The 24,794-nt window shown below is 53.5% G+C and carries 21 protein-coding genes and 1 pseudogene; 10 read left to right on the top strand and 12 right to left on the bottom strand.

Going from position 1 to position 24,794, the window contains the following annotated elements; genetic code table 11:
- Positions 1-22: 22 nt before the first annotated feature.
- From G163CM_RS12145 to G163CM_RS12125, 5 genes are all read right to left on the bottom strand, one after another.
- The gene (locus G163CM_RS12145; RefSeq protein WP_231825126.1) at positions 23-826 is read right to left on the bottom strand and encodes a sugar phosphate isomerase/epimerase family protein; all 804 of its coding nucleotides are present in this window, start codon (positions 824-826) and stop codon (positions 23-25) included.
- Positions 827-893: 67 nt separating this feature from the next.
- On the bottom strand, positions 894-2,594 hold the full coding sequence (locus tag G163CM_RS12140; protein ID WP_231825125.1) for an FAD-dependent oxidoreductase: 1,701 nt from the start codon (positions 2,592-2,594) through the stop codon (positions 894-896).
- A gap of 10 nt (positions 2,595-2,604) precedes the next feature.
- Positions 2,605-2,925, bottom strand: coding sequence for an NIPSNAP family protein (locus tag G163CM_RS12135; RefSeq protein ID WP_015965584.1), 321 nt, complete (start codon positions 2,923-2,925; stop codon positions 2,605-2,607).
- A gap of 13 nt (positions 2,926-2,938) precedes the next feature.
- Positions 2,939-4,615 (bottom strand): FAD-dependent oxidoreductase, encoded by a 1,677-nt coding sequence (locus G163CM_RS12130; RefSeq protein WP_231825124.1) that lies wholly within the window; start codon positions 4,613-4,615, stop codon positions 2,939-2,941.
- Positions 4,612-5,433 (bottom strand): shikimate dehydrogenase family protein, encoded by an 822-nt coding sequence (locus G163CM_RS12125; RefSeq protein WP_231825123.1) that lies wholly within the window; start codon positions 5,431-5,433, stop codon positions 4,612-4,614. The genes G163CM_RS12130 and G163CM_RS12125 overlap by 4 nt, the downstream gene beginning before the upstream one ends.
- A 152-nt stretch (positions 5,434-5,585) precedes the next feature.
- Here G163CM_RS12125 and G163CM_RS12120 point away from each other — a divergent pair, with 152 nt between their 5' ends.
- From G163CM_RS12120 to G163CM_RS12105, 4 genes and pseudogenes are all read left to right on the top strand, one after another.
- A complete protein-coding gene (locus G163CM_RS12120; protein ID WP_231825122.1) occupies positions 5,586-6,344 on the top strand; it encodes an IclR family transcriptional regulator domain-containing protein in 759 nt (252 codons plus the stop codon).
- Between the two features lie 192 nt (positions 6,345-6,536).
- A complete protein-coding gene (locus tag G163CM_RS12115; RefSeq protein WP_231825121.1) occupies positions 6,537-7,991 on the top strand; it encodes a sel1 repeat family protein in 1,455 nt (484 codons plus the stop codon).
- 43 nt (positions 7,992-8,034) lie between these two features.
- Complete coding sequence (locus G163CM_RS12110; RefSeq protein ID WP_231825120.1) at positions 8,035-9,015, top strand: hypothetical protein; 981 nt, start codon at positions 8,035-8,037, stop codon at positions 9,013-9,015.
- A 61-nt stretch (positions 9,016-9,076) separates the two neighbouring features.
- Positions 9,077-9,460: pseudogene (locus G163CM_RS12105) on the top strand (tetratricopeptide repeat protein); the annotation flags it as partial.
- A 238-nt stretch (positions 9,461-9,698) separates the two neighbouring features.
- Here the strand turns inward: G163CM_RS12105 and cyoE are convergent.
- From cyoE to G163CM_RS12070, 7 genes are all read right to left on the bottom strand, one after another.
- Positions 9,699-10,589, bottom strand: coding sequence for a heme o synthase (gene cyoE / locus G163CM_RS12100; protein WP_015965578.1), 891 nt, complete (start codon positions 10,587-10,589; stop codon positions 9,699-9,701).
- Positions 10,590-10,600: 11 nt separating this feature from the next.
- The gene (locus G163CM_RS12095) at positions 10,601-10,930 is read right to left on the bottom strand and encodes a cytochrome o ubiquinol oxidase subunit IV (RefSeq protein WP_015965577.1); all 330 of its coding nucleotides are present in this window, start codon (positions 10,928-10,930) and stop codon (positions 10,601-10,603) included.
- A complete protein-coding gene (locus tag G163CM_RS12090; RefSeq protein WP_015965576.1) occupies positions 10,930-11,541 on the bottom strand; it encodes a cytochrome o ubiquinol oxidase subunit III in 612 nt (203 codons plus the stop codon). Before G163CM_RS12090 ends, G163CM_RS12095 begins: the two co-directional genes overlap by 1 nt.
- Entirely contained in the window at positions 11,531-13,522 is a 1,992-nt protein-coding gene (gene cyoB, locus G163CM_RS12085; RefSeq protein ID WP_015965575.1) for a cytochrome o ubiquinol oxidase subunit I, read from the bottom strand. The genes G163CM_RS12090 and cyoB overlap by 11 nt, the downstream gene beginning before the upstream one ends.
- A 19-nt stretch (positions 13,523-13,541) precedes the next feature.
- Positions 13,542-14,489, bottom strand: a complete 948-nt coding sequence (cyoA, locus tag G163CM_RS12080) for a cytochrome o ubiquinol oxidase subunit II (RefSeq protein ID WP_231825119.1) — start codon at positions 14,487-14,489, stop codon at positions 13,542-13,544.
- A 459-nt stretch (positions 14,490-14,948) separates the two neighbouring features.
- Positions 14,949-16,424, bottom strand: coding sequence for a muropeptide MFS transporter AmpG (ampG, locus tag G163CM_RS12075; RefSeq protein WP_231825118.1), 1,476 nt, complete (start codon positions 16,422-16,424; stop codon positions 14,949-14,951).
- A 47-nt stretch (positions 16,425-16,471) separates the two neighbouring features.
- Positions 16,472-17,050 carry a lipoprotein gene (locus G163CM_RS12070; RefSeq protein ID WP_231825117.1) on the bottom strand — a complete coding sequence of 193 codons (579 nt, stop codon included), beginning with the start codon at positions 17,048-17,050 and terminating at the stop codon, positions 16,472-16,474.
- Between the two features lie 298 nt (positions 17,051-17,348).
- Here G163CM_RS12070 and bolA point away from each other — a divergent pair, with 298 nt between their 5' ends.
- From bolA to hupB, 6 genes are all read left to right on the top strand, one after another.
- Positions 17,349-17,666 carry a transcriptional regulator BolA gene (bolA, locus tag G163CM_RS12065; protein WP_041686300.1) on the top strand — a complete coding sequence of 106 codons (318 nt, stop codon included), beginning with the start codon at positions 17,349-17,351 and terminating at the stop codon, positions 17,664-17,666.
- Positions 17,667-18,003: 337 nt separating this feature from the next.
- Positions 18,004-19,302, top strand: coding sequence for a trigger factor (tig, locus tag G163CM_RS12060; protein WP_015965570.1), 1,299 nt, complete (start codon positions 18,004-18,006; stop codon positions 19,300-19,302).
- Positions 19,303-19,573: 271 nt separating this feature from the next.
- Entirely contained in the window at positions 19,574-20,197 is a 624-nt protein-coding gene (gene clpP / locus G163CM_RS12055) for an ATP-dependent Clp endopeptidase proteolytic subunit ClpP (RefSeq protein ID WP_003021624.1), read from the top strand.
- 128 nt (positions 20,198-20,325) lie between these two features.
- The gene (gene clpX, locus G163CM_RS12050) at positions 20,326-21,600 is read left to right on the top strand and encodes an ATP-dependent protease ATP-binding subunit ClpX (RefSeq protein ID WP_015965568.1); all 1,275 of its coding nucleotides are present in this window, start codon (positions 20,326-20,328) and stop codon (positions 21,598-21,600) included.
- Between the two features lie 184 nt (positions 21,601-21,784).
- The gene (gene lon / locus G163CM_RS12045) at positions 21,785-24,139 is read left to right on the top strand and encodes an endopeptidase La (protein ID WP_231825116.1); all 2,355 of its coding nucleotides are present in this window, start codon (positions 21,785-21,787) and stop codon (positions 24,137-24,139) included.
- Between the two features lie 208 nt (positions 24,140-24,347).
- Entirely contained in the window at positions 24,348-24,620 is a 273-nt protein-coding gene (gene hupB / locus G163CM_RS12040) for a nucleoid-associated protein HU-beta (RefSeq protein ID WP_015965566.1), read from the top strand.
- The last annotated feature ends 174 nt before the right edge of the window (positions 24,621-24,794 follow it).

Here is a 24,794-nt window from a genome sequence, read left to right as displayed (position 1 = left end):
AACGATTCCTCGGGTGAGTGATTCACAGGAAGGACTGCGCGGCGTTAAACAGCAGCTGTGCGCGTTGTTGAGCGGGAAGGGCACCTTGTGCGCCCGCCAGCGGGACTTCGAGAGAGACGGGGATCGTGGCAGGCAACGCCGCCAGCAAACCGCGTAAATCGAGGCCGCCTTCGCCCGGCACTTTTCGTGCGCTGCGCGCCTGGTAAATCAGCTCATCGGTGGTATCAGGGATTTGTGCAGGGGCATCGCACAGCTGCATATAGTTCAGTTGCGCAGCCGGAATGTCAGCCAGCGTGGTCAACGATTCCCCCGCACGCCAGAAGTGAATCGCGTCGACCAGAATGCCGACGTTGTTCTGGCCGCTGGCGGTAATCAACCTCTGCGCGTCGCGCACGGTTTTCAGCGCCGTCCACGGCATCGGTTCGAGGTTCATGGTCAGGCCGTACTGTTTGCCGGCCTGCGCCAGGCGCGCCAGATTCTGCGCGCAGCGTGTGATGTTGTCATCATTCCCGGCGACCAGCACCTGACGGGCTTCCAGACGCGCGGAGGTTTCCAGGAAGGGACGCAGGGCGTCAAGATTGAAATCTGGCGTTAAACGAACAATCTCCACATCCGACACGCGAACGCCCGTTTCCCGCAGGGCGGCGAGGGTTTCGCGAACGGTTGCAGTGTCGCCAAGCATATCGTAGTCAGGGTCTGTCGGCGTGGCGGGGAGCAGGCGCAGGCCAACGTGCGTAAAGCCCGTTTCGGCAGCGATGCGCACCTGTTCCGGTGGCGGAACGTCGAGCATCGTCAGTGCAGCAAGAGACAAGGAACGCGTGTTCATAGGGACTCCAGTACAGTTGCAGGTAAGGTTTTTGTTATGTTTTAGCCTTCCGTGGCAAAGCGATGTATTACGCTGTTTTTGTTATGTTTGCGGCAAGTTTTTTGCCCACCAGATACCCGAAGGTCATGGCCGGGCCAAGCGTAATGCCGCCGCTGGGGTAGAACCCTTGCATGACGCTCGACATATCGTTCCCCACGGCGTACAGGCCGGGGATAGGCTGATGTTGGTCGTTCAGTACCTGCGCATGTTCATCGGTCAGCAGGCCGCTGAACGAACCCAGCGAACCGGGCAGAATGCGCACGGCGTAATAGGGCCCCTGTTTTATCGCGCCCAGCGTCGGGCTGGGTTGATGCGTGGCATCGCCCTGGGCGCAGTTGTAGGCGGATGCGCCGCGCTGAAACTCTTCATCCACTCCGCGTTCGGCAAAACCGTTGAAGCGCGCGACGGTTTCCACCAGCGTGGTTGCCTCAATCCCACAGTTTTTCGCCAGCATTTCCAGCGTCTCGCCGGACTGCAAATAGCCGTTGCGCACCCACGCCTTAACGTGAAACGGCGTGGGCCGCGCGTGGCCTAATCCGTAACGGCTCAGCGTGCGCTGGTCTGCCAGCAGCCATGCCTGCGGTTTTTCACCCTCCGGCGTCGCGGCAATTAACGCGGCGATAAAATCGTGATAGGAATCGGCTTCGTTAGTGAAGCGTTTCCCGTTGGGTAATACGGCGATAAACCCCGGCTTGGCACGCTCGACCAGATGCGGGAACGCAAGCTGTAATCCGCTTGCCAGCGTGACGCGTGATACCGGCGCCCAGGCCATGGGGTGCTTGAGATTATGCTCAAAATGGCCGCCAACCGCTTCGCCAAGCCGGATGCCATCGCCCTGATTCCCCGGCGGCGCGGCGGAAAAGTGGCCGTAGCCCTGACGCGCGTGCGGTACTTCCTGCGCCAGCCGTGCTTTATCGTGCGGAAAGCCGCCGCAGGCCAGCACTACCGCGCCAGCGCTGACGGTTATCTCGCCTTCATCGCTATCGAGCACCGCACCGATAATCTGCCCCTCCTGCTTCAGCAATCGGGCTACCGGGGCGTTCAACTGGAACTGAACGTCAGCATCCAGCGCCGAGCGCAGCAGGCGCGCGACCAGCGCATTGCCATTCACCAGATGCTGCCCACGCCCGTAGCGCAGACGCTGCCAGTTGTGGCGCAGCAGGCGACGGGTGGCGTAGAACGCCGATCGTGGTGAACGGGTGGCATTGAAAAAATGCGCCATATCCGCACCGCCCGCGATCCCCATGCCTGCCAGGCTGATGGTCTCCAGCGGGGCGCGTAAACGGTACAGCCAGTCGCCCAGGCCGCGCCCGTCGTAAGGCTGCGCGGTGACCGATCGCCCGCCGGTGGCAAAACCGGGGGAGTTGTGGAAATCCGGCATTTTGCTGCCGGAGAGAAATTGCACCGCAGTATTCGAGCGAAAGAAATCGACCATCTCCGGGCCGTAGCGCAGAAACGTTTGCAAGCGCGCATCGGCAGGGCGGCCATCCATCTCCGCATTCAGGTAGGTAAGCGGGGCGGATTCCTCTTCGTTGATGCCCTCTTCACGCGCCAGCGGATTACGTGGGATCCACAGCCAGCCGCCGGACCAGGCGCTGGTTCCGCCAATCACCGGCTCTTTTTCCGCGACCAGCACGCGTGCGCCATGCAGCGCGGCGGTAACGGCGGCGGATAAACCCGCAGCGCCGGAACCGACCACCAGAACATCTACCTTTACCTGCCTGCTCATCCTGGGCTCCTTATTGCAGCGGGGAGAAATCGGTCGGGCGCATCAGCACCGATTCCAGACGCTCAACCGCCGCCAGCTCGCGATTTTTACGCGAGAAGGTCAGCCAGCGTTCATCCTGGGCCATGCGGCCACGGCGAACCAGACGGTCATCCAGACTTTCATACGCCCAGATATGCACCACCTGATTCACCACGCCAATTTCCGTAAAGAAAAAGCCAATCAGTTTGCCAAGGTGCTCGGTTTGCACTGCATAAGCGTCGCTTTTATACAGCGCCAGCCAGTCGGCCATTTTCAGTGGATTGATGGTGTAGGTGCGTTTTTCGTAGATCATGTTGTTCTCCTGGTTAAAGGGATTGTTGTTGAACCATATGTTTCGCGGCGAGATAGCCGAAGGTGAGCGCCGGGCCGAGCGTAATGCCGGGGCCGGGATAGGTGCCCGCCATCATGGAATCCATGTCATTACCGACCGCATACAGGCCAGGAATGGCCTCGTTTTGCTGATTCATCACCTGTGCGTCGGCGGTAGTGACCAGCCCGCGTGAGGTGCCTAAATCGCCGGTATAAAGGATGATGGCGTAGAACGGACCCTGACTCAGCGGCGCGTTGCAGGCGTTAGGCTGATGCGCCGGGTCGCCCATCGCCCGGTTGTAGCTGTTCCCGCCTTTGCGGAATTCGCTGTCGCTACCGTTAGCGGCATCGCGGTTATAGCGTGCGACGGTCTCTTCCAGCGTGCGTGGGTCGAGGTTGAGCTGCTGCGCGAGCGCGGCGAGGGTATCGGCTTTATGCAAATATCCCGCTTTTATCAGCGCATCGTTGTTGACCGGGGCCGGACGCGCGAGGCCGAGACCGTAATTTTTCATCGCCAGGGCATCGCTAATCAGATAGCAGGGCGCGTTTTCCGACTGCTGCTGCATCGCGCTGGCGAAGTGGTGGTAAGAGTTCGACTCATTTACAAAGCGTACGCCGCGCTGATTGACGGCAATTACGCCCGGTTTCGCGCGGTCGGTAACCAGATGCGGGAAGCGCTCTTCCGTGCCGTCCGGGTGACGTAAAACCGACACCGGGGCCCAGAAAAAGTTAGAGGGAAGATCGGCACCTTCTTGCGCGCCGACGCGGCCCGCCAGCTGAAATGCCGCGCCGTCGTTGGTCGCGGGCGACATGGTGAAATGCTGCTGCGTTGCCGGACGGAACCGCGCGGCAATCTGCCCGGCAGCAAAACCGCCAGCCGCCAGCACCACGCCGCAGCGCGCGTGTAGCTGTTCTTCTTTGCCTTCGCGTTTAATGGTGACGCCCGTAACGCGGCCCTGCTCTTCAATTAACGCGGTCACGTTGACGTTCAGCGCCAGGTCCAGCCCTTTGCGCAGTGCCAGCGTCGCCATCCGCGCAATTAGCGCGTTGCCCATCGCCAGACGCGTTCCGCGCGGGTGACGCAGACGATCGCGACCGTAGCGCAGCAGCAGGCGCGAACAGTGACGGAACGACGTCCACGAACGGCGCATATCCAGGAAGTGCTGAATATCGACGCGGTTGACCATCATGCCGCCAAACAGCAGCATGCCCGGAGGCGGAGATCGCAGGGTGCTGAAGTGTTCACCCAGCTCACGACCGTCAAATTCCACCACTTCCAGCGCGCGACCGGCATCGACCGCCCCGGCTTCATCCGGGTAATAATCGGGTGAGAGCGGGCGCAGGCTGTATTTCACCGCGCCTTCCTGCTCAAGGAATGCCAGCGCTTCGCGCCCGGAATCCACAAATGCATCCACCAGTGCCGGGCGGTAATTCGCATCGCCAATAATGGTGCGCAGATAAGTTTTGATGGCGTCGGGTGAGCCGCTTTTACCCGCCTGGCGAGCCTGGTCGGTGTCGTTTATCCACACCGCGCCGCCGGAAATCGCCGATGTGCCGCCAAAGTGCGGCGCTTTCTCCAGCATCAGCACCGACAAGCCTTTGCAGCAGGCCGTGACCGCCGTAGCAAAGCCCGCCGCGCCGCTGCCGATAACGATCACATCCCAGTTTTTCATGCGGCTACCTCGTGCTCACCAGGGATTGCGCCAATAAACTGGCCCATCAGTTTCATCTGCGCCAGCGCCATTTCCGGGCCGGTTTGCACCGTGCAGCCGCGCGTTTGCGCAAAGGCCAGCAGTGGGGTGATCACCGGAGCCGTTACCACATCGGCGACGTGGGTGCTTTTTTGTAAGGTGTCGAGCAGAGGCTGCGGCAACGGCAGTGGATCAAAACCCTGCATGCCCGCCGGAGAACCGTTGACCAGCAGGTCGAGGCCCGCAAGGGTAGCGGGCAGTTCACTGAGATGGACTTCCGGGAAATGCGTCGCCAGACGGTTTTCCAGCCTCTGACGCGTGGCGTCATCCCGGTCGAACAGCGCCAGGTGGCTGATGCCCGCTTCACACAATCCCCAGGCAATCGCGCTGCCGACGCCGCCGCAGCCAGACAGCAGCGCGCGTTTCCTCGCAGCGGTAAAACCGTGCGCTTCGGCGGCCAGCTGGAACCCGACGCCGTCGAGCATGTCACCTTCCAGACGCCCATCGGCCAGCTTTCTGACCACGTTCACCGCATTGAGATGGCGTGCGCGCGGCGTCAGGCTGTCCAGTAACCCGGCAACGCGCTGTTTATGCGGCACGGTAACCAGCACGCCGCTCATGTTTTGCCAGCCGCGCAGGGCGTTCAGGTAATCGGCAACCGCTTCCGGAGCGATATCGACCGGGATCATCACTTTGTCCATCTGCGTGTCGGCAAAGTAGCGGTTGAAGTTTTCCGGCGATTTCACCTGCGTGATAGGATGCCCAAGCACAGCAACGATTTGCGTAAATCCACTGACCATTTCTCATCTCACTTGTTAATCAAATGTTGATTGAGTATTTCAGCGGATCCGGTGACCAACAACGCAGAATTCGGACAGGTGGGTTGTTAATCGCACTGACAGTGCGATAATCGCAGTAAATGGGCTTGTTTGTTGCGAAAGTGTGAACGACTATGCAAAATCAGATTCATTCCCGCGATTTGATCGTCGGCCTGCAAAAAGGGCTGGCGATTATTCAGCTTTTCTCCAAAGAACATCCGCGCCTGACGGTACCGCAGGCGGCGAAAATGAGCGGCCTGACGCAGAGTGCGGCGCGGCGATTTTTCCTGACGCTGGTGCATGAACGCTATCTCTGCACCGACGGGCGCTACTACTGGTTGACGCCCAAAGCGTTGCGGCTGGGGCAGGCGTACGTCGATTCTGCCCAATTCCCGCGCATGGTGCGCCCCATCGTTGAGTACATCGCCAGCCGAACGGAAGAGCATGCGTCGGTGGGGGTGATTGATGAAAATGAGCTGGTGTATATCGCGCGCAGTAAGCATACGCCGTTTAACTCGACGTCCGTGCGCCTCGGCGAACGCGTGCCGGTGTACTGCACGGCGGGCGGGCGTTTATGGCTGGCGTCGCTGCCGGAAGAAGAGTGCGAGGCGGTGCTCCGGCAAATCAAACGTGAACGCCGCACGCCGTACACCGCCGTTGAAATTGATGAGCTGATGGCGCGTATTGCGCTGGTGCGCGAGCAGGGTTATGCCACCATCGAGCAGGAGTTTGAAATCGGCATGCTGGTGGTCGCCGTACCGTTGGCCGACAGAGAAGGGCTCTACTGGGGCGCGTTGAGCTTAACCAGTCATCAGTCGCGTACGTCGCTGGATGCGCTGTGCCGCGATCATCTTGATTTACTGTATAGCGCGCGGGAAATGCTGGTGAGTTAATTTCGTTCAGTCCAGTAAATAAATGTATTTTTTGATGGGAATACACTTTTACGATCGGTAGAAGTGTTATTTTTCTGTGGTTTATTACCCTCGATTTCGATTGTGTAAATATCTGTCGGGTGAATATAAATCTCTTTAAATATAATTTAAATCTAATTCGTGTCATCAAAAAATAAATTCAAGGGCGAGTGGATGTTGATAAATAAATGGAATTGGTTGTTTTTAGTATTGTCAGTTTCCGTGGTATGCCAGGCTGCCGATGATGCTGAGGGATATTATCTTACACTTGCCAGCGGCGAGACTAAAGCGCTGGCCGGGCTTCAGGCGCTGGCTAAGGCGAAAGACCCTGAAGCGCTCGCCACGCTGGGTTTCGTGTATGAATACGGTGTTTCGGTGCCTGTTGAGGTTGAAAAAGCATTGAGCTACTACGAACAAGCCTGCGATCTCGGTGGTAACTACGGCTGCTACAATGCACGCTATTTCTATCAGTACGGGCAAGGCGTTGCCCAGAATGCAACCCGCGCCCAGGTGCTCGCCGATAAAGTAAATAAAGAGAATATCCACGTTGACGCGGCAACGCTTAATGAACTCATTGATGAGATCTATTCTGCGAAAGATGCGGCAATGAAAGATCCGGCAAAGCGTTTTGCCTTTCTCCAGATGGTGATGAGTTATGTCAATACGGGAAATGAACTTCTAATGAATCGTCTGGGCTTCTCAAAATCAGATGTATTGAATATTGCTGAATTTTGGGCGAAAGATAACGATCCTGACATTACTTTTCTGGTCGGCCAGCTTTATGATGCCGGGTTCATTAATGTTGATAATAAAGATTCGTTTAAAATGAAGTGGTATCGTAAGGCGGCGGAACTGGGCCAGCCTGACGCCCAGAATATCCTCGGGATTTTATATGCAACGGGAGAGAAGGGCGTTAAACCGGATATTCAGCAAGCGCTCAAATGGTATGAACGGGCAGCGAAGCAGGGTAACAAAGAGGCATTAATCAATCTCGGCGTGATTTATTATCTTGGCGAACAGGTTGATATTGATTATGTCAAAGCATTCCAGCTTTTTGATACGGCGAAAGAGCAGGGGAGCGCCATTGCGTGGCGTTATCTGGCCTGGATGTATACCAACGGACAATATGTGCAGACCGACTGCAAACTGGCCGCAGACTATTTTGATCAAGGGCAGAGCAGGGTGGGGCGTATTGACGGCTTTTTAGCCATCTGTGAAAAAGATAAGCAGGCCCGCGAAAAGGGAAGTAATGAGCTGCCTGTGCTGACGTTTAAACAGGTCGGCACATTTACCGGTGGTAAAAACGATAGCTACGCCTGCCAGCTCCATCTGCAAGTTGATACTAACCGTATTGGCGAAGTTGCCAACATGCGTGTGGGTTTAAACATCAAAAATCGAAAAGGCGCGGTACTGACAGATAGCGCGTCGTTTGCTCCGTTTGGCATGAATACGCTCAATCGCAACCTGGAAGGGTATGAACATAATTCGTTAAGTCAATCCACGTTGCTGCATATTGAGGATAACGCGTTTTGTGGTGAGCTGACCTTTGAAATGACCCATGCGACGGCAAAAATTAATGACAAAGATGTAGATTTATTAAAGGCGGGAAGTTTGACGCTGGTCCAGTAAGATTACAAGATGGTTTTAATTAAACATTTTTGAAAGGATTACGATGGTGTTTACGAATAGTATTAAATTCTGGAGCATATGCTTACTCCTGCTGTGTTCCATACCAACCGCCTTTGCGCAAAGGACAATCACGCCAGCGGATGAACAGCAAATTAGCGCATTGATTTACCGGTGGAATGCTGTTTTGAATGCCGAAAAAGGCGTGCAATCAGATTCTCTTTATGCTGACAAAGTGAAGTGGTATGGCGAGGAAATGACCTCACAAACCGTTATTTCTAATATTCATGATTTCCTTAATAAAAATAAACAATATGATCAAAGTATTGTTGATAAAATAAAAATACAAATCTATGACCGTTTCGACATCGATAAGAATACCGATATTCTGCGTGTAAATTTTGTTAAACAGGCTGGATTAACCAGTGACAAACAACAGTACTATCCCGCTGAATTTTTAGTTAAAAAGGGGGCTAATGGGTGGCGAATTGTCAGTGAAACGGACAATATTACGCAGGCCAATCAAAACAAAGATCTCGCTTATCTCGTTGCAAAAGGAAAGTTTGATGGCAAAAACAGCAGCTACGCCTGGATGACGGAAGAGAATCCGCTTACAGGCGGCGCATGTCTGGGTGATGAGGATGGTTCCTACGCATGTCAGTGCAACTTGTGGAATAGCAACCTTAAGATACAGCCCGTGAAAATAAGGCAGTGCCTGGTAGGGGCTGTTGAAACCATAAAAGATCTGGATGGAAGTGGCCGCGATCGCGTTGCGCTGATCCCCGACTGGTGGAGTAGTGCATGGCGAGTGGTTTATCTCTACGACATCCAGCAGGGGCAATGGATTAAAACAATGCCTTCTTTCTCAATGCATATTAGCCTTCAGGAAGGTACTACGGCTGATGCGCTCTTCCAGCCAGATGCTCAGCATCCAGGAATGGTAAAAGTGACGGATGTGGATATTGATGAAAATAGTGGCTTACCCGAGCTTAAAGTCGAAACGCGTAAGTTATGGGAGTTAAAGTAAGCTAGCTTTTAAGAGGCAATAGGTGAAATTCAATAATAGGATTTTACTGCTTTGTAGCCTGATGCTGTCATCAGGTTGTCTGGCAGAAGGAAAAGCGCGCGAGTTGTATGATCAGGGAGTGCTTAAAGAACCTGGTCCTAACCTTATGATTGAACTGCGCGATATGGCCAATAATGGCGATGCGCAAGCGTAGGCATTGCTGGGTTGGGAATATTATCAGCCCAGATACTATACAACGCCGGATATTCAGGAAGCCTTAAAATGGTTTACGTTAGCCGCTGCACAGGGAGAGGGTGAGGCGCTGCTGGCGCCTGGTCGAATCTGGGGCTGATGTATGCCAATGGCAGTACGTTGAGGCGGATTGCACTATGCGAAGGAATATCTGGATAAGGGCGAACACATTTTCACAGGCCCGGGGGATTTTCTTTCCACTTGCCGTAAAAACGCCGGATGGCGGCGATGCCTTATCCGGCCTACGGCGAGCAATAAAAAAACCCGCCGCAGCGAGTTTGAGACTGATGATCAACGCAACATTGCCTGATGCGCTACGCTTATCAGGCCTACAAGGTCTGTACAATATATTGAATTCGCAAGGTTTTGTACGCCGCATCCGGCAAGAACAAAACGCACATTGTCAGCAATAAAAAACCCGCCGCAGCGGGTTTTTTCACATCCTTCAAACCTTACCAGACGTACGTCAGCAGGCTTTGGGAGTTCGGGACCATAAAGTCGATGGACATCATTACAGAGAGCGCGGTGATGGCGATGATGGAGAAGCCGAAGAGCTTACGCGCCCAGACTTTATCATCCTCCACTTTATAACCGCGCAGCGCCATGCCGAGCCACCACACGCTGACGGCCGCCGCAACGATCAGGTATTTATAACCTGCATAGCCGCCAAGCGTCAGCATCAGGGTAGCGATAGCAAACGCCACGATGTACAGCGTGATGTGGTTCTTCGCCACTGAAATGCCTTTCACCACCGGCAGAACCGGAATGTTCGCCGCCTGATAATCCTTGAAGCGGAAAATCGCGATGGCGTAGGAGTGAGGCATCTGCCAAAGGCTGAAAATCGCCAGCAGGATAGCCGCGCCGCTGTCAAACGTACCGGACACCGCGCAGTAGCCAATCACCGGCGGCGCAGCGCCGGAGAGAGAGCCAATCAGGGTGCCGTAGACGGAGTGGCGTTTCATGTACAGGCTGTAAACGCCGACATAAACCACAAACCCCATCACGCCCAGCCAGCAGGCCAGCGGGTTAGCGCCGAACCACAGCAGCATGAAGCCAGCAATACCCAGCAAGGTGGCGTAGACCAGCGACGTTTTAGGCGCCATCAGTCCTTTGACCAGCACTCGGTTTTTCGTACGTTCCATCTTACGGTCGATGTCACGATCGATGTAGTTGTTGAATACACAACCCGAGGCGACCACCAGAGACACGCCAATCAGCGTCGCGACAAACAGCGGGTAATCGATGCTGCCCTTGGAGGCCAGCAGGAAACCGCCGATCACGGAGATCAGGTTGCCAAAAATGATGCCTGGTTTCGTTACTTGCAGGTATTGCTTAAACATCATACTCGCCGCTCTTAGTGAACCATCATGTTGTAGTTCAGGTTCCACATAATCCAGATGGAGCCTACAACCACGATGGCAATGATGATCACGGTGAAGACAAACGCAGTCAGGTTCCAGCCTTCGTCAGACTTCGAGTTCATGTGCAGGAAGTACACCAGGTGTACCAGAATCTGCACCACCGCCGTTACCAGAATGGTTCCCAGAATCACCGCCGGCGACGCTGAACCCGTCATCACCATCCAGAACGGAATAACCGTCAGGATGATGGACAGGATAAAGCCCGTCATATAGGACTTCACGCTGCCGTGGGATGCGCCGTTGTGATCGGTAGAATGACTCATTACATCGCCCCCATCAGATAAACTACAGAGAACACACAGATCCACACCACGTCCAGGAAGTGCCAGAACAGGCTCAGGCACATGATACGGGTGCGGTTAGTGCTGGTCAGCCCGCGACGGGAAACCTGAATCATCAGCACCGCCATCCAGATAAGACCAGAGGTGACGTGCAGACCGTGGGTACCCACCAGCGCGAAGAACGCGGACAGGAAGCCACTGCGATCCGGGCCCATACCTTCAGCAATCAGGTGATGGAATTCATAGATTTCCATCCCGATGAACCCTGCCCCGAAAAGGAAGGTCAGAGCGAGCCAGGAAACGACCTGGCTCTTGTTGTTTTTGTACATGGCGATAGCCGCCATGCCGTAGGTAATGGAGCTGAATAACAGCAGGAAGGTTTCCACCAGAACGAACGGCAGTTCGAAGATGTCCTTACCGGTCGGGCCGCCTGCTGTGCCGTGCATCAGCACGGCATAGGTCGCGAACAGACAGGCGAACAAAATACAGTCGCTCATCAGGTAGATCCAGAAACCGAATACCTTATTCGGGCCTGCATCGTGGTGCCCATGTTCGTGCGCGTGGGCGTTATGCGCCAGAGTATCAGTTGCCATTTTTCAGCCCTGCCTTAGAAATCTCATCGAAATGCTGGTTTTCCAGTTTTTCGACTTCAGCGACCGGCACGTAGTAATCCACGTCCTCGTCGAAGCTTTTCACAATCCAGCTGATAACAATGCCCGCGAAGCCGACGATTGCCATCCACCAGATATGCCAGATCATGGCGAAACCGAAGATAGTCGCGAAGGCGGCAATCACGATGCCCGCACCGCTGTTTTTCGGCATATGAATTTCTTCATATTGCGTAGGCTGTTTGTACGCTTCGCCTTTCTCTTTCATTTCCCAGAATGCATCGCGTTCATGGATCTGCGGCACAATGGCAAAGTTATAGAACGGAGGCGGGGAAGAGGTTGCCCACTCCAGCGTACGGCCACCCCATGGGTCACCGGTCAGGTCACGGTTCTGGTCGCGGTCGCGAATAGACACGTAGAACTGAATCAGCTGGCACAGGATACCCAGAGCAATCAGTGCCGCACCGCAGGCTGCAACAACCAGCATGGTGTGGAACTGCGGGTCAATCTGCTGGCTGAGGCGACGGGTCATACCCATAAAGCCCAGCACGTACAGCGGCATGAACGCCACGAAGAAGCCGATGATCCACAGCCAGAATGCGCGTTTACCCCAGGTTTCGTTCAGCGTGAAGCCAAAGGCTTTCGGCCACCAGTAGGTCAGACCTGCGAAGCACCCGAAGACCACACCACCGATAATGACGTTATGGAAGTGCGCAATCAGGAACAGGCTGTTGTGCAGCACGAAGTCTGCGCCCGGTACCGCCAGCAGTACGCCGGTCATACCGCCGACTGAGAAGGTCACGATGAAGCCGATAGTCCACAGCATGGCTGAGTGGAATACGATACGGCCCTGGTACATGGTGAACAGCCAGTTGAAGATCTTCACCCCGGTCGGGATGGCGATAATCATCGTGGTAATACCGAAGAAGGCGTTTACGTTCGCGCCCGCACCCATCGTAAAGAAGTGGTGCAGCCAAACGATGAACGACAGGATGGTAATACACACGGTCGCCCACACCAGTGAGGTGTAGCCAAACAGGCGTTTACGCGAGAAGGTCGCCGCGATTTCGGAGAAGACACCGAACACCGGCAGAACCAGGATGTACACTTCCGGGTGGCCCCAGGCCCAAATCAGGTTGATGTACATCATCATGTTGCCGCCCATATCATTGGTGAAGAAATGGGTGCCCAGATAGCGATCCAGGGTCAGCAACGCGACGGTAACCGTCAGAATTGGGAAGGAAGCAATAATCAGGATGTTGGCGCACAGTGATGCCCAGGTAAATACCGGCATCTTGAACATGGTCATGCCCGGTGCACGCATCTTGATGATAGTGACGAAGAAGTTGATACCCGTCAGCGTTGTACCGACACCGGAGAGCTGCAATGCCCATATCCAGTAATCGACCCCGACGCCCGGGCTGTACTCAATTCCCGACAACGGCGGATACGCCAGCCAACCGGTCTGTGCGAACTCACCGACGCCCAGAGAAAGGTTAACCAGAATCACACCGACAACCGTGAACCAGAAGCTCAGGTTGTTCAGGAACGGATACGCAACGTCACGCGCACCAATCTGCAGCGGAACCACGAGGTTCATCAGACCGATAACGAATGGCATCGCCACGAAGAAGATCATGATAACACCGTGAGCGGTGAAGATCTGATCGTAGTGGTGCGGCGGCAGGAAGCCCGCCTCGCCAGCAGACGCCAGCGCCTGCTGGCTACGCATCATGATGGCGTCGGCAAAGCCACGCAGCAGCATGACGATAGCGACGATGACATACATAATGCCAAGGCGTTTGTGGTCGACCGAGGTCAGCCACTCTTTCCAAAGGTAGCTCCACTTACCGAAATAAGTGATCGCTGCCAGTATCGCCAGTCCCCCGACGATAATTGCAGCTATCGTTACCATGACAATTGGTTCATGGAACGGCACTGCATCCAGTGTCAATTTTCCGAACATCGTTTTCTTCCTCGGCCCCTTAGTGAGCGGCTTCCGCGTGGCTCATGTCCATGCCTTCCATCCCTTCATGCGCTGCATGCTCGCCTGCCGGGTGTGACATGTTCATGTTTGTGTCGTGAGACATAAATTTGCCCGTAATAGCCTTAAACAAATCCGGTTTCACGCTGGAGAAGTACTCCACCTTGTTGTATTCACTCGGTGCAGCCACTTTCTCAAATGCCGCCATGTCATCCATGGTGTTCGCAGACTGTTTCGCTTTCGCGACCCACTGGTCGAACGCGGCACGATCCGGCGTCGCAATGGCTTTGAACTTCATACCAGAGAAGCCCGGGCCACTGTAGCTGGCGGAAATACCGTCATAGATACCCGGCTCGTTCGCGATCAGGTGCAGGTTAGTCTGCATACCGGCCATCGCGTAGATCTGGCTACCCAGACGCGGGATGAAGAAGGAGTTCATCACGGAGTTCGAGGTCACTTTGAACTGCACCGGAACGTTCGCCGGGAAAGCGATTTCGTTAACGGTAGCAATGCCCTGTTCCGGATAGATGAAGAACCATTTCCAGTCCAGAGAAACCACTTCAATAGTGATAGGCTTCTCGTCATGGGCTAACGGTTTGCTTGGTTCAAGTGCGTGCGTGGTTTTCCACGTCAGTACGGCGAGGAACAGGATGATCAGGATAGGAACCGTCCAGACCACAGCTTCCACTTTATTGGAGTGTGACCAGTTCGGGCTATACTTCGCATCTTTATTATTCGCACGGTACTTCCAGGCGAAACCAACTGCCATCAAGATGGCGGGAATAACGACTATCAACATCAGGCCGAAAGCCGTCAGTATGAGCGAACGTTGCTCCAGTCCTATCTGTCCTTTGGGGTCAAGAAGTGCAGAATCGCAACCACTGAGTAAAACCGTGCCTGCGATTAATGACAACCATCCCAAACTTTTATTGTATTTCCTGAGTCTCATGTAACGACCTCAATTCCACGGGGTTTGGTGGCGCTTAAAGCGTGTGGGTATTTTACGGGAAAGTTACATTACTGTAAATGCGAATGGCTCTCTGTCAGTTATCTGTTACTGGGTTCTGCCGTTGATGTCACATATGTTGCCAATTGTGTCTATTTTTCAGGCGGATCGCCGATTTGGTGGGTGTTATAACGAAAGAGGGATAAAAGGATGATATGAAATGTCAATTGGTATAACCATTGTCAATAATATACAAATAATTAACAATTAATCATCAAATAAGCGACAAATCAGTAAAAGAAAAATAATAGTGTGGATGCTGAATCGGTTAACGAAATAAAGTGTTTTTTATTGGTTCCAGTAATTTCCAGAATTCTAAAAGGCACGAAACAACAAATTACCCAGTTGGTTCATGGGAGTCCAAAATAATTACATATCGTGATTACAAAGGACTCGCATGATTTACATCTGATGCGTTTTACGTAGCGCCAGATAATCGAGAACGCAACCGACTAAAACCCCGGCAATGGCAATCAATGCCCCGGCTTCCAGAACGCTGGTCGAGAAGGGGAGTGACGCCAGATCCAGCGCATCGATTATCAGCATGATAAGCCACGCGCCTAACAACAGTGCGCCAATGAGCAACAGACGCAGGGCAAAGCGATAGCCCCCGCTGAAGGTGCTGCGCGGCATAAACTGTTCGGTTTGCTGGGTATATTCCAGAGTCCGGCGGCAGACAAGCAGCAGTAAAATTCCCGGAACGGCGGCGACAACCGAGAACAGATAGAAGGTCGGCCAGCCGTGTGCTTCAACGAACCAACCGGCGATAGGCCCCACGTAGACGCGGCCCACGGCAGAAAGCGCCGATAACAGGGCGAACTGGGTGGCTGAGAACGACTTGTTACACAGCGTCATCAGCAGCGCGACAAACGCCGCGGTTCCCATCCCGCCGCACAGGTTTTCAAAGAATACCGCCGCGCCCATCGAGAAGAGATGTTTATCGGTGACCGACAGCAGCCAGTAACCCGCGTTCGATGCGCCTTGCAGGATGCCGAAAATCAGCAACGCCCGGAACAGCGTTAAGCGCTGCATTAACACGCCGCCGTACAATGCGCCAACAATGGTGGCGAACAGGCCGAGGGTTTTGTTCACCATCCCGACTTCACCGGCATCAAAACCGACGCCGCGAATCAAAAAGGTGGTGGTCAGACTCATGGCGAAGGCATCGCCCAGCTTGTACATCACGATCAACAGCAGAATCAGCCACGCATTGTTGCGACCAAAGAAATCTTTTAACGGCGCAACAACGGCCTGTTCCAGGCTGCGCGGCACAGGAATGACATCGCTGGGCTCCGGCGCGAGCAGGGTGGCGATAATACAGGGTACCAGCAGGGCCGCCATCAGCCAGTACATGCCTTGCCAGCCCAGCCATTTATCGGCCAGCCACAGAGCCAGACCGCCGGAAACCAGCATCCCCAGGCGATAGCCGAGCACGCTGATTGCCGCGCCTGCCCCGCGTTCTTCCGCAGGCAACACGTCGGTTTTCCAGGCATCGAAGACGATATCTTGCGAAGCGGAACAGAAGGCGATCACCACCGCCAGCGCCGCCATCCAGCGCAGCTGCGAGGCAGGCTCCAGGAAGCCCATCGCGGCAATCGCGATTAACAGCAAACATTGCGTGGTTAGCAGCCAGCCGCGGCGGCGGCCCAGGAACGGCGGCGTGTAGCGGTCCATCACCGGCGACCAGAGAAACTTAAAGACGTAAGCCTGGCCGACGAGCGAGAAGAAGCCGATCGTTTTCAGATCGATGTTTTCGACGGTCATCCACGCTTGCAGCGTCCCGGAGGTCAGCGCAAGGGGTAAACCGGAGGCGAAACCAAGAATCAGCAGAATGGCCGATTTAGGTTGTTGGAAAATACGTAAATAATGGCTGGACATGTTCTTATAGCACTGACCCGACGTGGCGTCGGGTCAGTTTAGTGGGATTAACGCGCGTTTTGCTTGATAAAGTCGTGGACGCTGGTGTCCTGAGACATATCGGCAATGGTATCGGTCAGAACGTTGTTCACCGCATCAGCGATATTTTTGTTCGATGCCTGGAACGCACCTTCTACGGAGTAGCTGGCGCGATAGTTTTTAGTCATTTTGTTGCCGTTCTTCGCGGTCGCGATGATGGCGATATCGGCTTTGGTCGCGATGTTGTAACGCACGTTGCCCTGAGAGACATCAGCGTACAGGTTGCTGACGATGATCTGCAGGTCGACCGCGCCGTTAGGCCCAATCATATAACCGCGCGCGGTCATCTGTTTTTCCAGCACTTCTTGTAACAGGAAGCGCAGGTCGCGAGAGGCAGTCAGGGTGACCTGCTGGTTGTCGCGGGTGACTTTGGCCAGCGCCTGATCCTGACGCTGGTCAGCGCCGTTGATGCTGACGGTTACGCCCATCAGGCTGGGATCCTGCTGCGGCAGAGTCATCTTAGGTGACACTTCAATGGTGGTCGGCGGCGTGGCGCAACCTGCCAGCATAAACAGTGCTACTAAGGGAAAGAGGATTTTTTTTAACATGTTCAGGCTCTCAAACGCATTGTTTACTGAAAATTCCCGCCATCATAACATCGCCAACGGCAAGGGGAAGTAGGCAATGCATGTAAATTCATCGTGTTGTGCGTTTTATAACCTTGCGCCGCAACAATGACCTCGGCGTGAGGCGTAAAAGGCGTGAGAAGGCAGTTAACGCCATTGGTTTGCCGGTTCACATCAGACAAACGCTAATTTTTTGTTGTCTTTGTGTAATGGAAACGGTAAAAGCGGCTAACATTTAAAGGGATAGACGGCATCTCAACGTTGTCGGAGGAGTAACTTCATGATGATACGTGAACATATAGAAGAAAAATTAAGGGCAGCGTTCGAACCAGTGTTCCTCGAAGTGACGGATGAGAGCTATCGTCACAACGTGCCGGCGGGTTCTGAAAGCCACTTCAAAGTGGTGCTGGTCAGCGATCGTTTCACCGGTGAACGTTTTCTCAATCGCCATCGCATGATCTATGGCACTTTAACGGAGGAGCTGGCTTCCACGGTGCACGCCCTGGCGTTGCACACCTACACGCGTAAAGAGTGGGAGGGGTTACAGGATACAGTCGTCGCATCACCACCTTGTCGTGGCGCGGGCAGTCTCGCGTAGAAAAGGCATTTGCAACTAACGGAACTTTTCCAGTATGTTGCGTACAGATTTATGAGAAAACGGCCTGCGGGCCGTTTTGTTTTGTCTGAAAAATGGACCTGTTTGACCTTTTTCAGACAAAAATTCGCCGGGAATTGTGAAAAAAGCCGCATCCAGGCATAACAACCGTTCTCGACTCATATCAGTGATGCCGCTATAATGCGCGTCTTATTTTTCGGAATGTCTTCGGGATGATTCTGGCGACACGGAATGTGAATCTGATTTAAAGAGAACATCCCGGTATTGCGAGGCAAAACTCAGAGTTGACCGAGCACTGTGATTTTTTTGAGGTAACAAGATGCAAGTTTCAGTTGAAACCACTCAGGGCCTTGGCCGCCGCGTAACGATTACTATCCCTGCTGACAGCATCGAAACTGCTGTAAAAAGCGAGCTGGTCAACGTAGCGAAAAAAGTACGCATTGACGGCTTCCGTAAGGGCAAAGTACCAATGAATGTTGTTGCTCAGCGTTATGGCGCATCTGTTCGCCAGGACGTGCTGGGCGACCTGATGAGCCGCAACTTCGTTGATGCGATCATCAAAGAAAAAATCAACCCGGCTGGCGCACCGAACTACGTTCCGGGCGAATACAAACTGGGCGAAGACTTCACCTACGCGGTTGAATTCGAAGTGTATCCGGAAGTTGAGCTGAAAGGCCTGGACGCAATCGAAGTTGAAAAACCGGTTGTTGAAGTGACCGAAGCCGACGTTGATGGCATGCTGGACACCCTGCGCAAACAGCAGGCGAACTGGAAAGACAAAGACGGTGCAGTTGACGCTGAAGACCGTGTTACCGTTGACTTCACCGGTTCTGTAGACGGCGAAGAATTCGAAGGCGGCAAAGCGACTGATTTCGTACTGGCAATGGGTCAGGGTCGTATGATCCCGGGCTTCGAAGACGGTATCAAAGGTCACAAAGCCGGTGAAGAGTTCACCATCGACGTTACCTTCCCGGAAGAATACCACGCTGAAAACCTGAAAGGTAAAGCAGCGAAATTCGTTATCAACCTGAAAAAAGTTGAAGAACGTGAACTGCCGGAACTGACTGCTGAATTCATCAAACGTTTCGGCGTTGAAGATGGTTCCGTTGAAGGTCTGCGCGCAGAAGTGCGTAAAAACATGGAACGTGAGCTGAAAGGCGCAGTACGTAACCGTGTTAAAACTCAGGCGATCGAAGGTCTGGTAAAAGCGAACGAAATCGACGTTCCGGCTGCCCTGATTGACAGCGAAATCGACGTTCTGCGTCGCCAGGCTGCTCAGCGTTTCGGTGGCAACCAGCAACAAGCGATGGAACTGCCGCGTGAACTGTTCGAAGAACAGGCTAAACGTCGCGTAGTGGTTGGTCTGCTGCTGGGCGAAGTGATTCGTACCCACGAACTGAAAGCTGACGAAGCTCGCGTTGCGACTCTGATCGAAGAAATGGCGTCTGCCTACGAAGATCCGAAAGAAGTGATCGAGTTCTACAGCAAAAACAAAGAACTGATGGAAAACATGCGCAGCGTCGCTCTGGAAGAACAGGCTGTTGAAGCGGTTCTGGAAAAAGCGAAAGTGTCTGAAAAAGCAACTTCCTTCAACGAACTGATGAACCAGCAGGCGTAATTTCGCCTCCTGCGTTTAAAGTTTGAGCAAAAACCCGTTGCCTTCCGGCAGCGGGTTTTTTTTATCGCACTGATAGACAGCGTAAGCGTGATAAAACACAGTTTCGGTGTTAGCGTAACGGCAAAATATTGTTATGCTTGAAATAGGGTGGATTCGTCCCCATAAAAGGGGAAGTATTAGCTGCGATGGCTGGTAAACCGTCCACAAGGTACTATGAGTACAGCAGAGCAGGCAGTACAGCAGGTTTCATTTTTTTATCCAGGAGACGGAAATGTCATACAGTGGCGAACGAGATAACTTTGCACCCCATATGGCCCTGGTGCCGATGGTCATCGAACAGACCTCACGCGGTGAACGTTCTTTTGATATCTACTCCCGTCTTCTTAAGGAGCGCGTTATCTTTCTGACCGGCCAGGTGGAAGACCACATGGCGAACCTGATCGTAGCGCAGATGCTGTTTCTGGAAGCGGAAAACCCGGAAAAAGATATTTACCTGTACATTAACTCCCCAGGCGGCGTCATCACCGCCGGGATGTCGATTTATGACACCATGCAGTTCATCAAGCCGGACGTGAGCACCATTTGTATGGGCCAGGCGGCGTCCATGGGCGCATTCCTGCTGACCGCAGGGGCGAAAGGCAAGCGTTTCTGCCTGCCAAACTCGCGCGTCATGATTCACCAGCCGCTGGGCGGCTATCAGGGTCAGGCGACGGATATCGAAATCCACGCTCGTGAAATCCTGAAAGTGAAAGGGCGCATGAATGAACTTATGGCTCACCACACGGGTCAATCTCTTGAGCAGATCGAACGCGACACCGAACGCGATCGCTTCTTGTCTGCTTCAGAGGCGGTAGAGTACGGTTTGGTCGACTCCATCCTGACCCATCGTAATTGATGCCCAGAGCGTGAGTGTGCCGCTATACTATGTATGGGCGGCACAACGCTTGCGAAGCGGCTTGCGCTTGAGAATGGCATTTGCGTCGTCATATGCGGCACAAAGAACTTAAAAAGAGGTTTTGACTCATGACAGATAAACGCAAAGATGGTTCGGGCAAACTGTTGTATTGCTCTTTTTGCGGCAAAAGCCAGCACGAAGTGCGTAAGCTGATCGCCGGGCCGTCAGTGTATATCTGCGACGAATGTGTTGATCTGTGTAATGACATCATTCGCGAAGAGATTAAAGAAGTGGCGCCGCATCGTGAACGTAGTGCATTGCCGACGCCACATGAAATTCGCCATCACCTGGATGACTACGTCATCGGTCAGGAACAGGCGAAAAAGGTCCTGGCTGTAGCGGTGTATAACCACTACAAACGTCTGCGCAACGGTGATACCAGCAACGGCGTTGAACTGGGTAAAAGTAACATTCTGCTGATTGGCCCGACCGGTTCCGGTAAAACGCTGCTGGCTGAAACGCTGGCACGCCTGCTGGACGTACCGTTCACCATGGCTGACGCCACCACCCTGACCGAAGCCGGTTATGTGGGTGAAGACGTCGAAAACATCATTCAGAAACTGCTGCAGAAATGCGATTACGATGTACAGAAAGCCCAGCGCGGCATTGTTTACATTGATGAAATCGATAAGATTTCTCGTAAATCTGACAACCCGTCTATCACTCGTGACGTCTCGGGCGAAGGCGTACAGCAGGCGTTGCTGAAACTGATTGAAGGCACCGTCGCTGCCGTTCCACCTCAGGGTGGGCGTAAACATCCGCAGCAGGAATTCTTGCAGGTTGATACCTCCAAGATTCTGTTTATCTGCGGCGGCGCATTTGCGGGCCTCGATAAAGTTATCGCTAACCGTGTAGAAACAGGTTCCGGTATCGGCTTCGGCGCGACCGTGAAATCGAAAACCGATAAAGCCAGCGAAGGCGAACTGCTGACGCAGGTTGAGCCGGAAGATTTGATCAAATTTGGTCTAATCCCGGAATTTATTGGTCGTCTGCCGGTGGTTGCAACGCTCAATGAGCTGAGCGAAGAGGCGCTGATTCAGATCCTGAAAGAGCCGAAAAATGCCCTGACCAAACAGTATCAGGCGTTGTTCAATCTGGAAGGTGTGGATCTCGAATTCCGCGATGAAGCGCTGGATGCCATTGCCAAGAAAGCGATGATCCGTAAAACCGGCGCGCGTGGTCTGCGCTCTATCGTCGAAGCCGCACTGCTCGATACCATGTACGATCTGCCTTCTATGGAAGACGTCGAAAAAGTGGTTATCGATGAGTCGGTGATTGGCGGCCAGAGCAAGCCTCTGCTGATTTACGGTAAGCCGGAAGCGCAGCAAGCCTCTGGTGAATAATTCGCCAATTCATACAATCAGTTAATCAAAAAGGGGGGATTTTATCTCCCCTTTTATTTTTCCGTAATCATGGCGTTGAATGTGTGGAATACATCCCCATATACTGACATACATGTTAATGATGGCATGACGCACACTTGTGTCATCTGATTACCTGGCGGACATTAAACTAAGAGAGAGCTCTATGAATCCTGAGCGTTCTGAACGCATTGAAATCCCCGTATTGCCGTTGCGCGATGTGGTGGTTTATCCGCACATGGTCATACCCTTATTTGTAGGGCGGGAAAAATCTATCCGTTGCCTTGAAGCCGCCATGGATCATGATAAAAAAATCATGTTGGTCGCGCAGAAAGAAGCATCAACGGATGAGCCGGGTGTAAACGATCTTTTCACCGTCGGGACCGTGGCCTCTATTTTGCAAATGCTGAAGCTGCCGGATGGCACTGTCAAAGTGCTGGTTGAAGGCTTGCAGCGTGCGCGTATCACCACGTTGTCGGATAACGGGGAACACTTTTCGGCAAAAGCGGAATATCTGGAATCACCGGATATCGAAGAACGCGAGCAGGAAGTGCTGGTTCGTACCGCGATTAGCCAGTTTGAAGGCTACATCAAGCTAAACAAAAAAATCCCACCAGAAGTGCTGACGTCGCTGAACAGCATCGACGACCCTGCACGTCTGGCAGACACCATCGCTGCGCATATGCCGCTGAAACTGGCGGACAAACAGTCTGTGCTCGAAATGTCCGACATCAACGAACGCCTTGAATATCTGATGGCGATGATGGAGTCGGAAATCGATCTGCTGCAGGTTGAGAAACGCATTCGCAACCGCGTCAAAAAGCAGATGGAAAAATCTCAGCGTGAGTACTATCTGAATGAGCAAATGAAAGCGATTCAGAAAGAGCTCGGCGAGATGGACGACGCGCCGGACGAAAACGAAGCGCTGAAGCGTAAGATCGACGCGGCGAAAATGCCGAAAGAGGCGAAAGAGAAAACCGAAGCCGAACTGCAGAAGCTGAAAATGATGTCACCGATGTCAGCCGAAGCGACCGTGGTTCGCGGGTATATCGACTGGATGGTGCAGGTGCCGTGGAATGCGCGCAGCAAGGTCAAAAAAGACCTTCGTCAGGCGCAGGAAATCCTCGATACCGACCATTACGGCCTTGAGCGTGTGAAAGACCGTATCCTTGAGTATCTTGCGGTTCAAAGCCGTGTGAACAAAATAAAAGGCCCGATTCTGTGCCTGGTTGGGCCGCCGGGGGTGGGTAAAACCTCTCTGGGTCAATCTATCGCTAAAGCGACTGGACGTAAGTACATTCGTATGGCGCTGGGCGGCGTGCGTGATGAAGCGGAAATTCGCGGTCACCGTCGTACCTACATCGGCTCTATGCCGGGTAAATTGATTCAGAAAATGGCGAAAGTGGGCGTTAAAAACCCGCTGTTCCTGCTCGATGAAATCGACAAAATGTCGTCCGATATGCGCGGCGATCCGGCTTCTGCCTTATTAGAAGTGCTGGATCCAGAGCAGAACGTGGCGTTCAGCGATCACTATCTGGAAGTGGATTACGATCTCAGCGACGTAATGTTCGTTGCGACCTCGAACTCCATGAATATTCCGGCGCCGTTGCTGGACCGTATGGAAGTGATTCGTCTGTCCGGTTATACCGAAGACGAGAAACTGAACATTGCCAAACAGCACCTGCTGCCGAAGCAAATCGAACGTAACGCCCTGAAAAAAGGCGAACTGACGGTGGACGACAGCGCGATTGTCGGCATCATTCGTTACTACACCCGTGAAGCGGGCGTGCGTAGCCTTGAGCGTGAAATTTCGAAACTGTGCCGTAAGGCGGTGAAACAGCTGCTGCTGGATAAATCCCTGAAGCACATCGATATTAACGGCGACAATCTGCATGACTACCTCGGCGTTCAACGCTTCGACTACGGTCGTGCGGATGACGAAAACCGCGTCGGTCAGGTGACTGGCCTGGCATGGACGGAAGTGGGCGGCGATCTGCTGACCATCGAAACCGCCTGTGTGCCGGGTAAAGGCAAGCTGACCTATACCGGTTCGCTGGGCGAAGTCATGCAGGAGTCCATTCAGGCTGCGCTGACCGTGGTACGCGCGCGTGCAGAAAAACTGGGTATCAACCCGGATTTCTACGAAAAACGCGATATCCACGTTCACGTGCCGGAAGGGGCAACGCCGAAAGATGGCCCAAGCGCCGGTATCGCCATGTGTACAGCGCTGGTTTCTTGCCTGACAGGCAACCCGGTTCGCGCCGATGTGGCAATGACTGGGGAAATTACCCTGCGTGGTCTGGTGCTGCCGATTGGTGGTCTGAAGGAAAAACTACTGGCGGCACACCGTGGCGGTATTAAGACTGTTCTGATTCCTGATGAGAATAAGCGCGATCTGGAAGAGATTCCGGACAACGTTCTGGCCGATCTTGATATTCACCCGGTGAAACGTATCGAGGAAGTTCTGGCCCTTGCGCTGCAAAATGAGCCTACTGGCATGCAGGTTGTAACCGTAAAATAGTGACCTCGCGCAAAGAGCGTCAATAAAAACAGGGCTGGCAGGTGAAAACACACTTGCCAGCCTTTTTTTGTCTCGCTAATTTAAGACGCTGACAGGACTGTTATCGACAACTATTGTTGTAAGGGCATGACAGTCCTGATATAACTGCTGCGCGTTGCACCGTGAAGGATTCAGGTGCGATATAAATAATAAAGAGAGGAAGAGAACAGTGAATAAATCTCAACTGATTGACAAAATTGCTGCGGGTGCGGATATCTCCAAAGCTGCGGCTGGACGTGCGTTAGACGCTTTAATTGCTTCTGTTACTGAATCTCTGCAATCCGGGGATGATGTTGCGCTGGTAGGTTTTGGTACTTTTGCCGTTAAAGAGCGTGCTGCCCGTACTGGCCGCAACCCGCAAACCGGTAAAGAGATCACCATCGCTGCTGCGAAAGTACCGGCGTTCCGTGCAGGTAAAGCACTGAAAGACGCGGTAAACTGATCGCTCTCCCGTTTGGGAATGTGAAACAGTACAAGGGCGCATCGAACGATGTGCCTTTTTTTATGTCCAAAATGCCACTTTCTGCGAGTTTCTACGCGTTTCGGGCTGACAACGGCCCCGTTTTCTTGTCAAAATACGGCCTCACGCGCAGCGGTCGAGACGTGCTATGCTGCA

The organism is Pseudocitrobacter corydidari, from assembly GCF_021172065.1.
GTDB classification, from domain to species: Bacteria; Pseudomonadota; Gammaproteobacteria; order Enterobacterales; family Enterobacteriaceae; genus Pseudocitrobacter; species Pseudocitrobacter corydidari.
Note: the sequence above shows the minus strand (reverse complement) of the source record. Positions and strands in the feature narration are given on the sequence as shown.

Bases quoted from the DNA above. Each gene is read 5' to 3' on its own strand.
- G163CM_RS12145 (WP_231825126.1), bottom strand. From the start codon at position 826: ATGAACACGCGTTCCTTGTCTCTTGCTGCACTGACGATGCTCGACGTT.
- G163CM_RS12140 (WP_231825125.1), bottom strand. From the start codon at position 2,594: ATGAGCAGGCAGGTAAAGGTAGATGTTCTGGTGGTCGGTTCCGGCGCT.
- G163CM_RS12135 (WP_015965584.1), bottom strand. From the start codon at position 2,925: ATGATCTACGAAAAACGCACCTACACCATCAATCCACTGAAAATGGCC.
- G163CM_RS12130 (WP_231825124.1), bottom strand. From the start codon at position 4,615: ATGAAAAACTGGGATGTGATCGTTATCGGCAGCGGCGCGGCGGGCTTT.
- G163CM_RS12125 (WP_231825123.1), bottom strand. From the start codon at position 5,433: ATGGTCAGTGGATTTACGCAAATCGTTGCTGTGCTTGGGCATCCTATC.
- G163CM_RS12120 (WP_231825122.1), top strand. From the start codon at position 5,586: ATGCAAAATCAGATTCATTCCCGCGATTTGATCGTCGGCCTGCAAAAA.
- G163CM_RS12115 (WP_231825121.1), top strand. From the start codon at position 6,537: ATGTTGATAAATAAATGGAATTGGTTGTTTTTAGTATTGTCAGTTTCC.
- G163CM_RS12110 (WP_231825120.1), top strand. From the start codon at position 8,035: ATGGTGTTTACGAATAGTATTAAATTCTGGAGCATATGCTTACTCCTG.
- cyoE (WP_015965578.1), bottom strand. From the start codon at position 10,589: ATGATGTTTAAGCAATACCTGCAAGTAACGAAACCAGGCATCATTTTT.
- G163CM_RS12095 (WP_015965577.1), bottom strand. From the start codon at position 10,930: ATGAGTCATTCTACCGATCACAACGGCGCATCCCACGGCAGCGTGAAG.
- G163CM_RS12090 (WP_015965576.1), bottom strand. From the start codon at position 11,541: ATGGCAACTGATACTCTGGCGCATAACGCCCACGCGCACGAACATGGG.
- cyoB (WP_015965575.1), bottom strand. From the start codon at position 13,522: ATGTTCGGAAAATTGACACTGGATGCAGTGCCGTTCCATGAACCAATT.
- cyoA (WP_231825119.1), bottom strand. From the start codon at position 14,489: ATGAGACTCAGGAAATACAATAAAAGTTTGGGATGGTTGTCATTAATC.
- ampG (WP_231825118.1), bottom strand. From the start codon at position 16,424: ATGTCCAGCCATTATTTACGTATTTTCCAACAACCTAAATCGGCCATT.
- G163CM_RS12070 (WP_231825117.1), bottom strand. From the start codon at position 17,050: ATGTTAAAAAAAATCCTCTTTCCCTTAGTAGCACTGTTTATGCTGGCA.
- bolA (WP_041686300.1), top strand. From the start codon at position 17,349: ATGATGATACGTGAACATATAGAAGAAAAATTAAGGGCAGCGTTCGAA.
- tig (WP_015965570.1), top strand. From the start codon at position 18,004: ATGCAAGTTTCAGTTGAAACCACTCAGGGCCTTGGCCGCCGCGTAACG.
- clpP (WP_003021624.1), top strand. From the start codon at position 19,574: ATGTCATACAGTGGCGAACGAGATAACTTTGCACCCCATATGGCCCTG.
- clpX (WP_015965568.1), top strand. From the start codon at position 20,326: ATGACAGATAAACGCAAAGATGGTTCGGGCAAACTGTTGTATTGCTCT.
- lon (WP_231825116.1), top strand. From the start codon at position 21,785: ATGAATCCTGAGCGTTCTGAACGCATTGAAATCCCCGTATTGCCGTTG.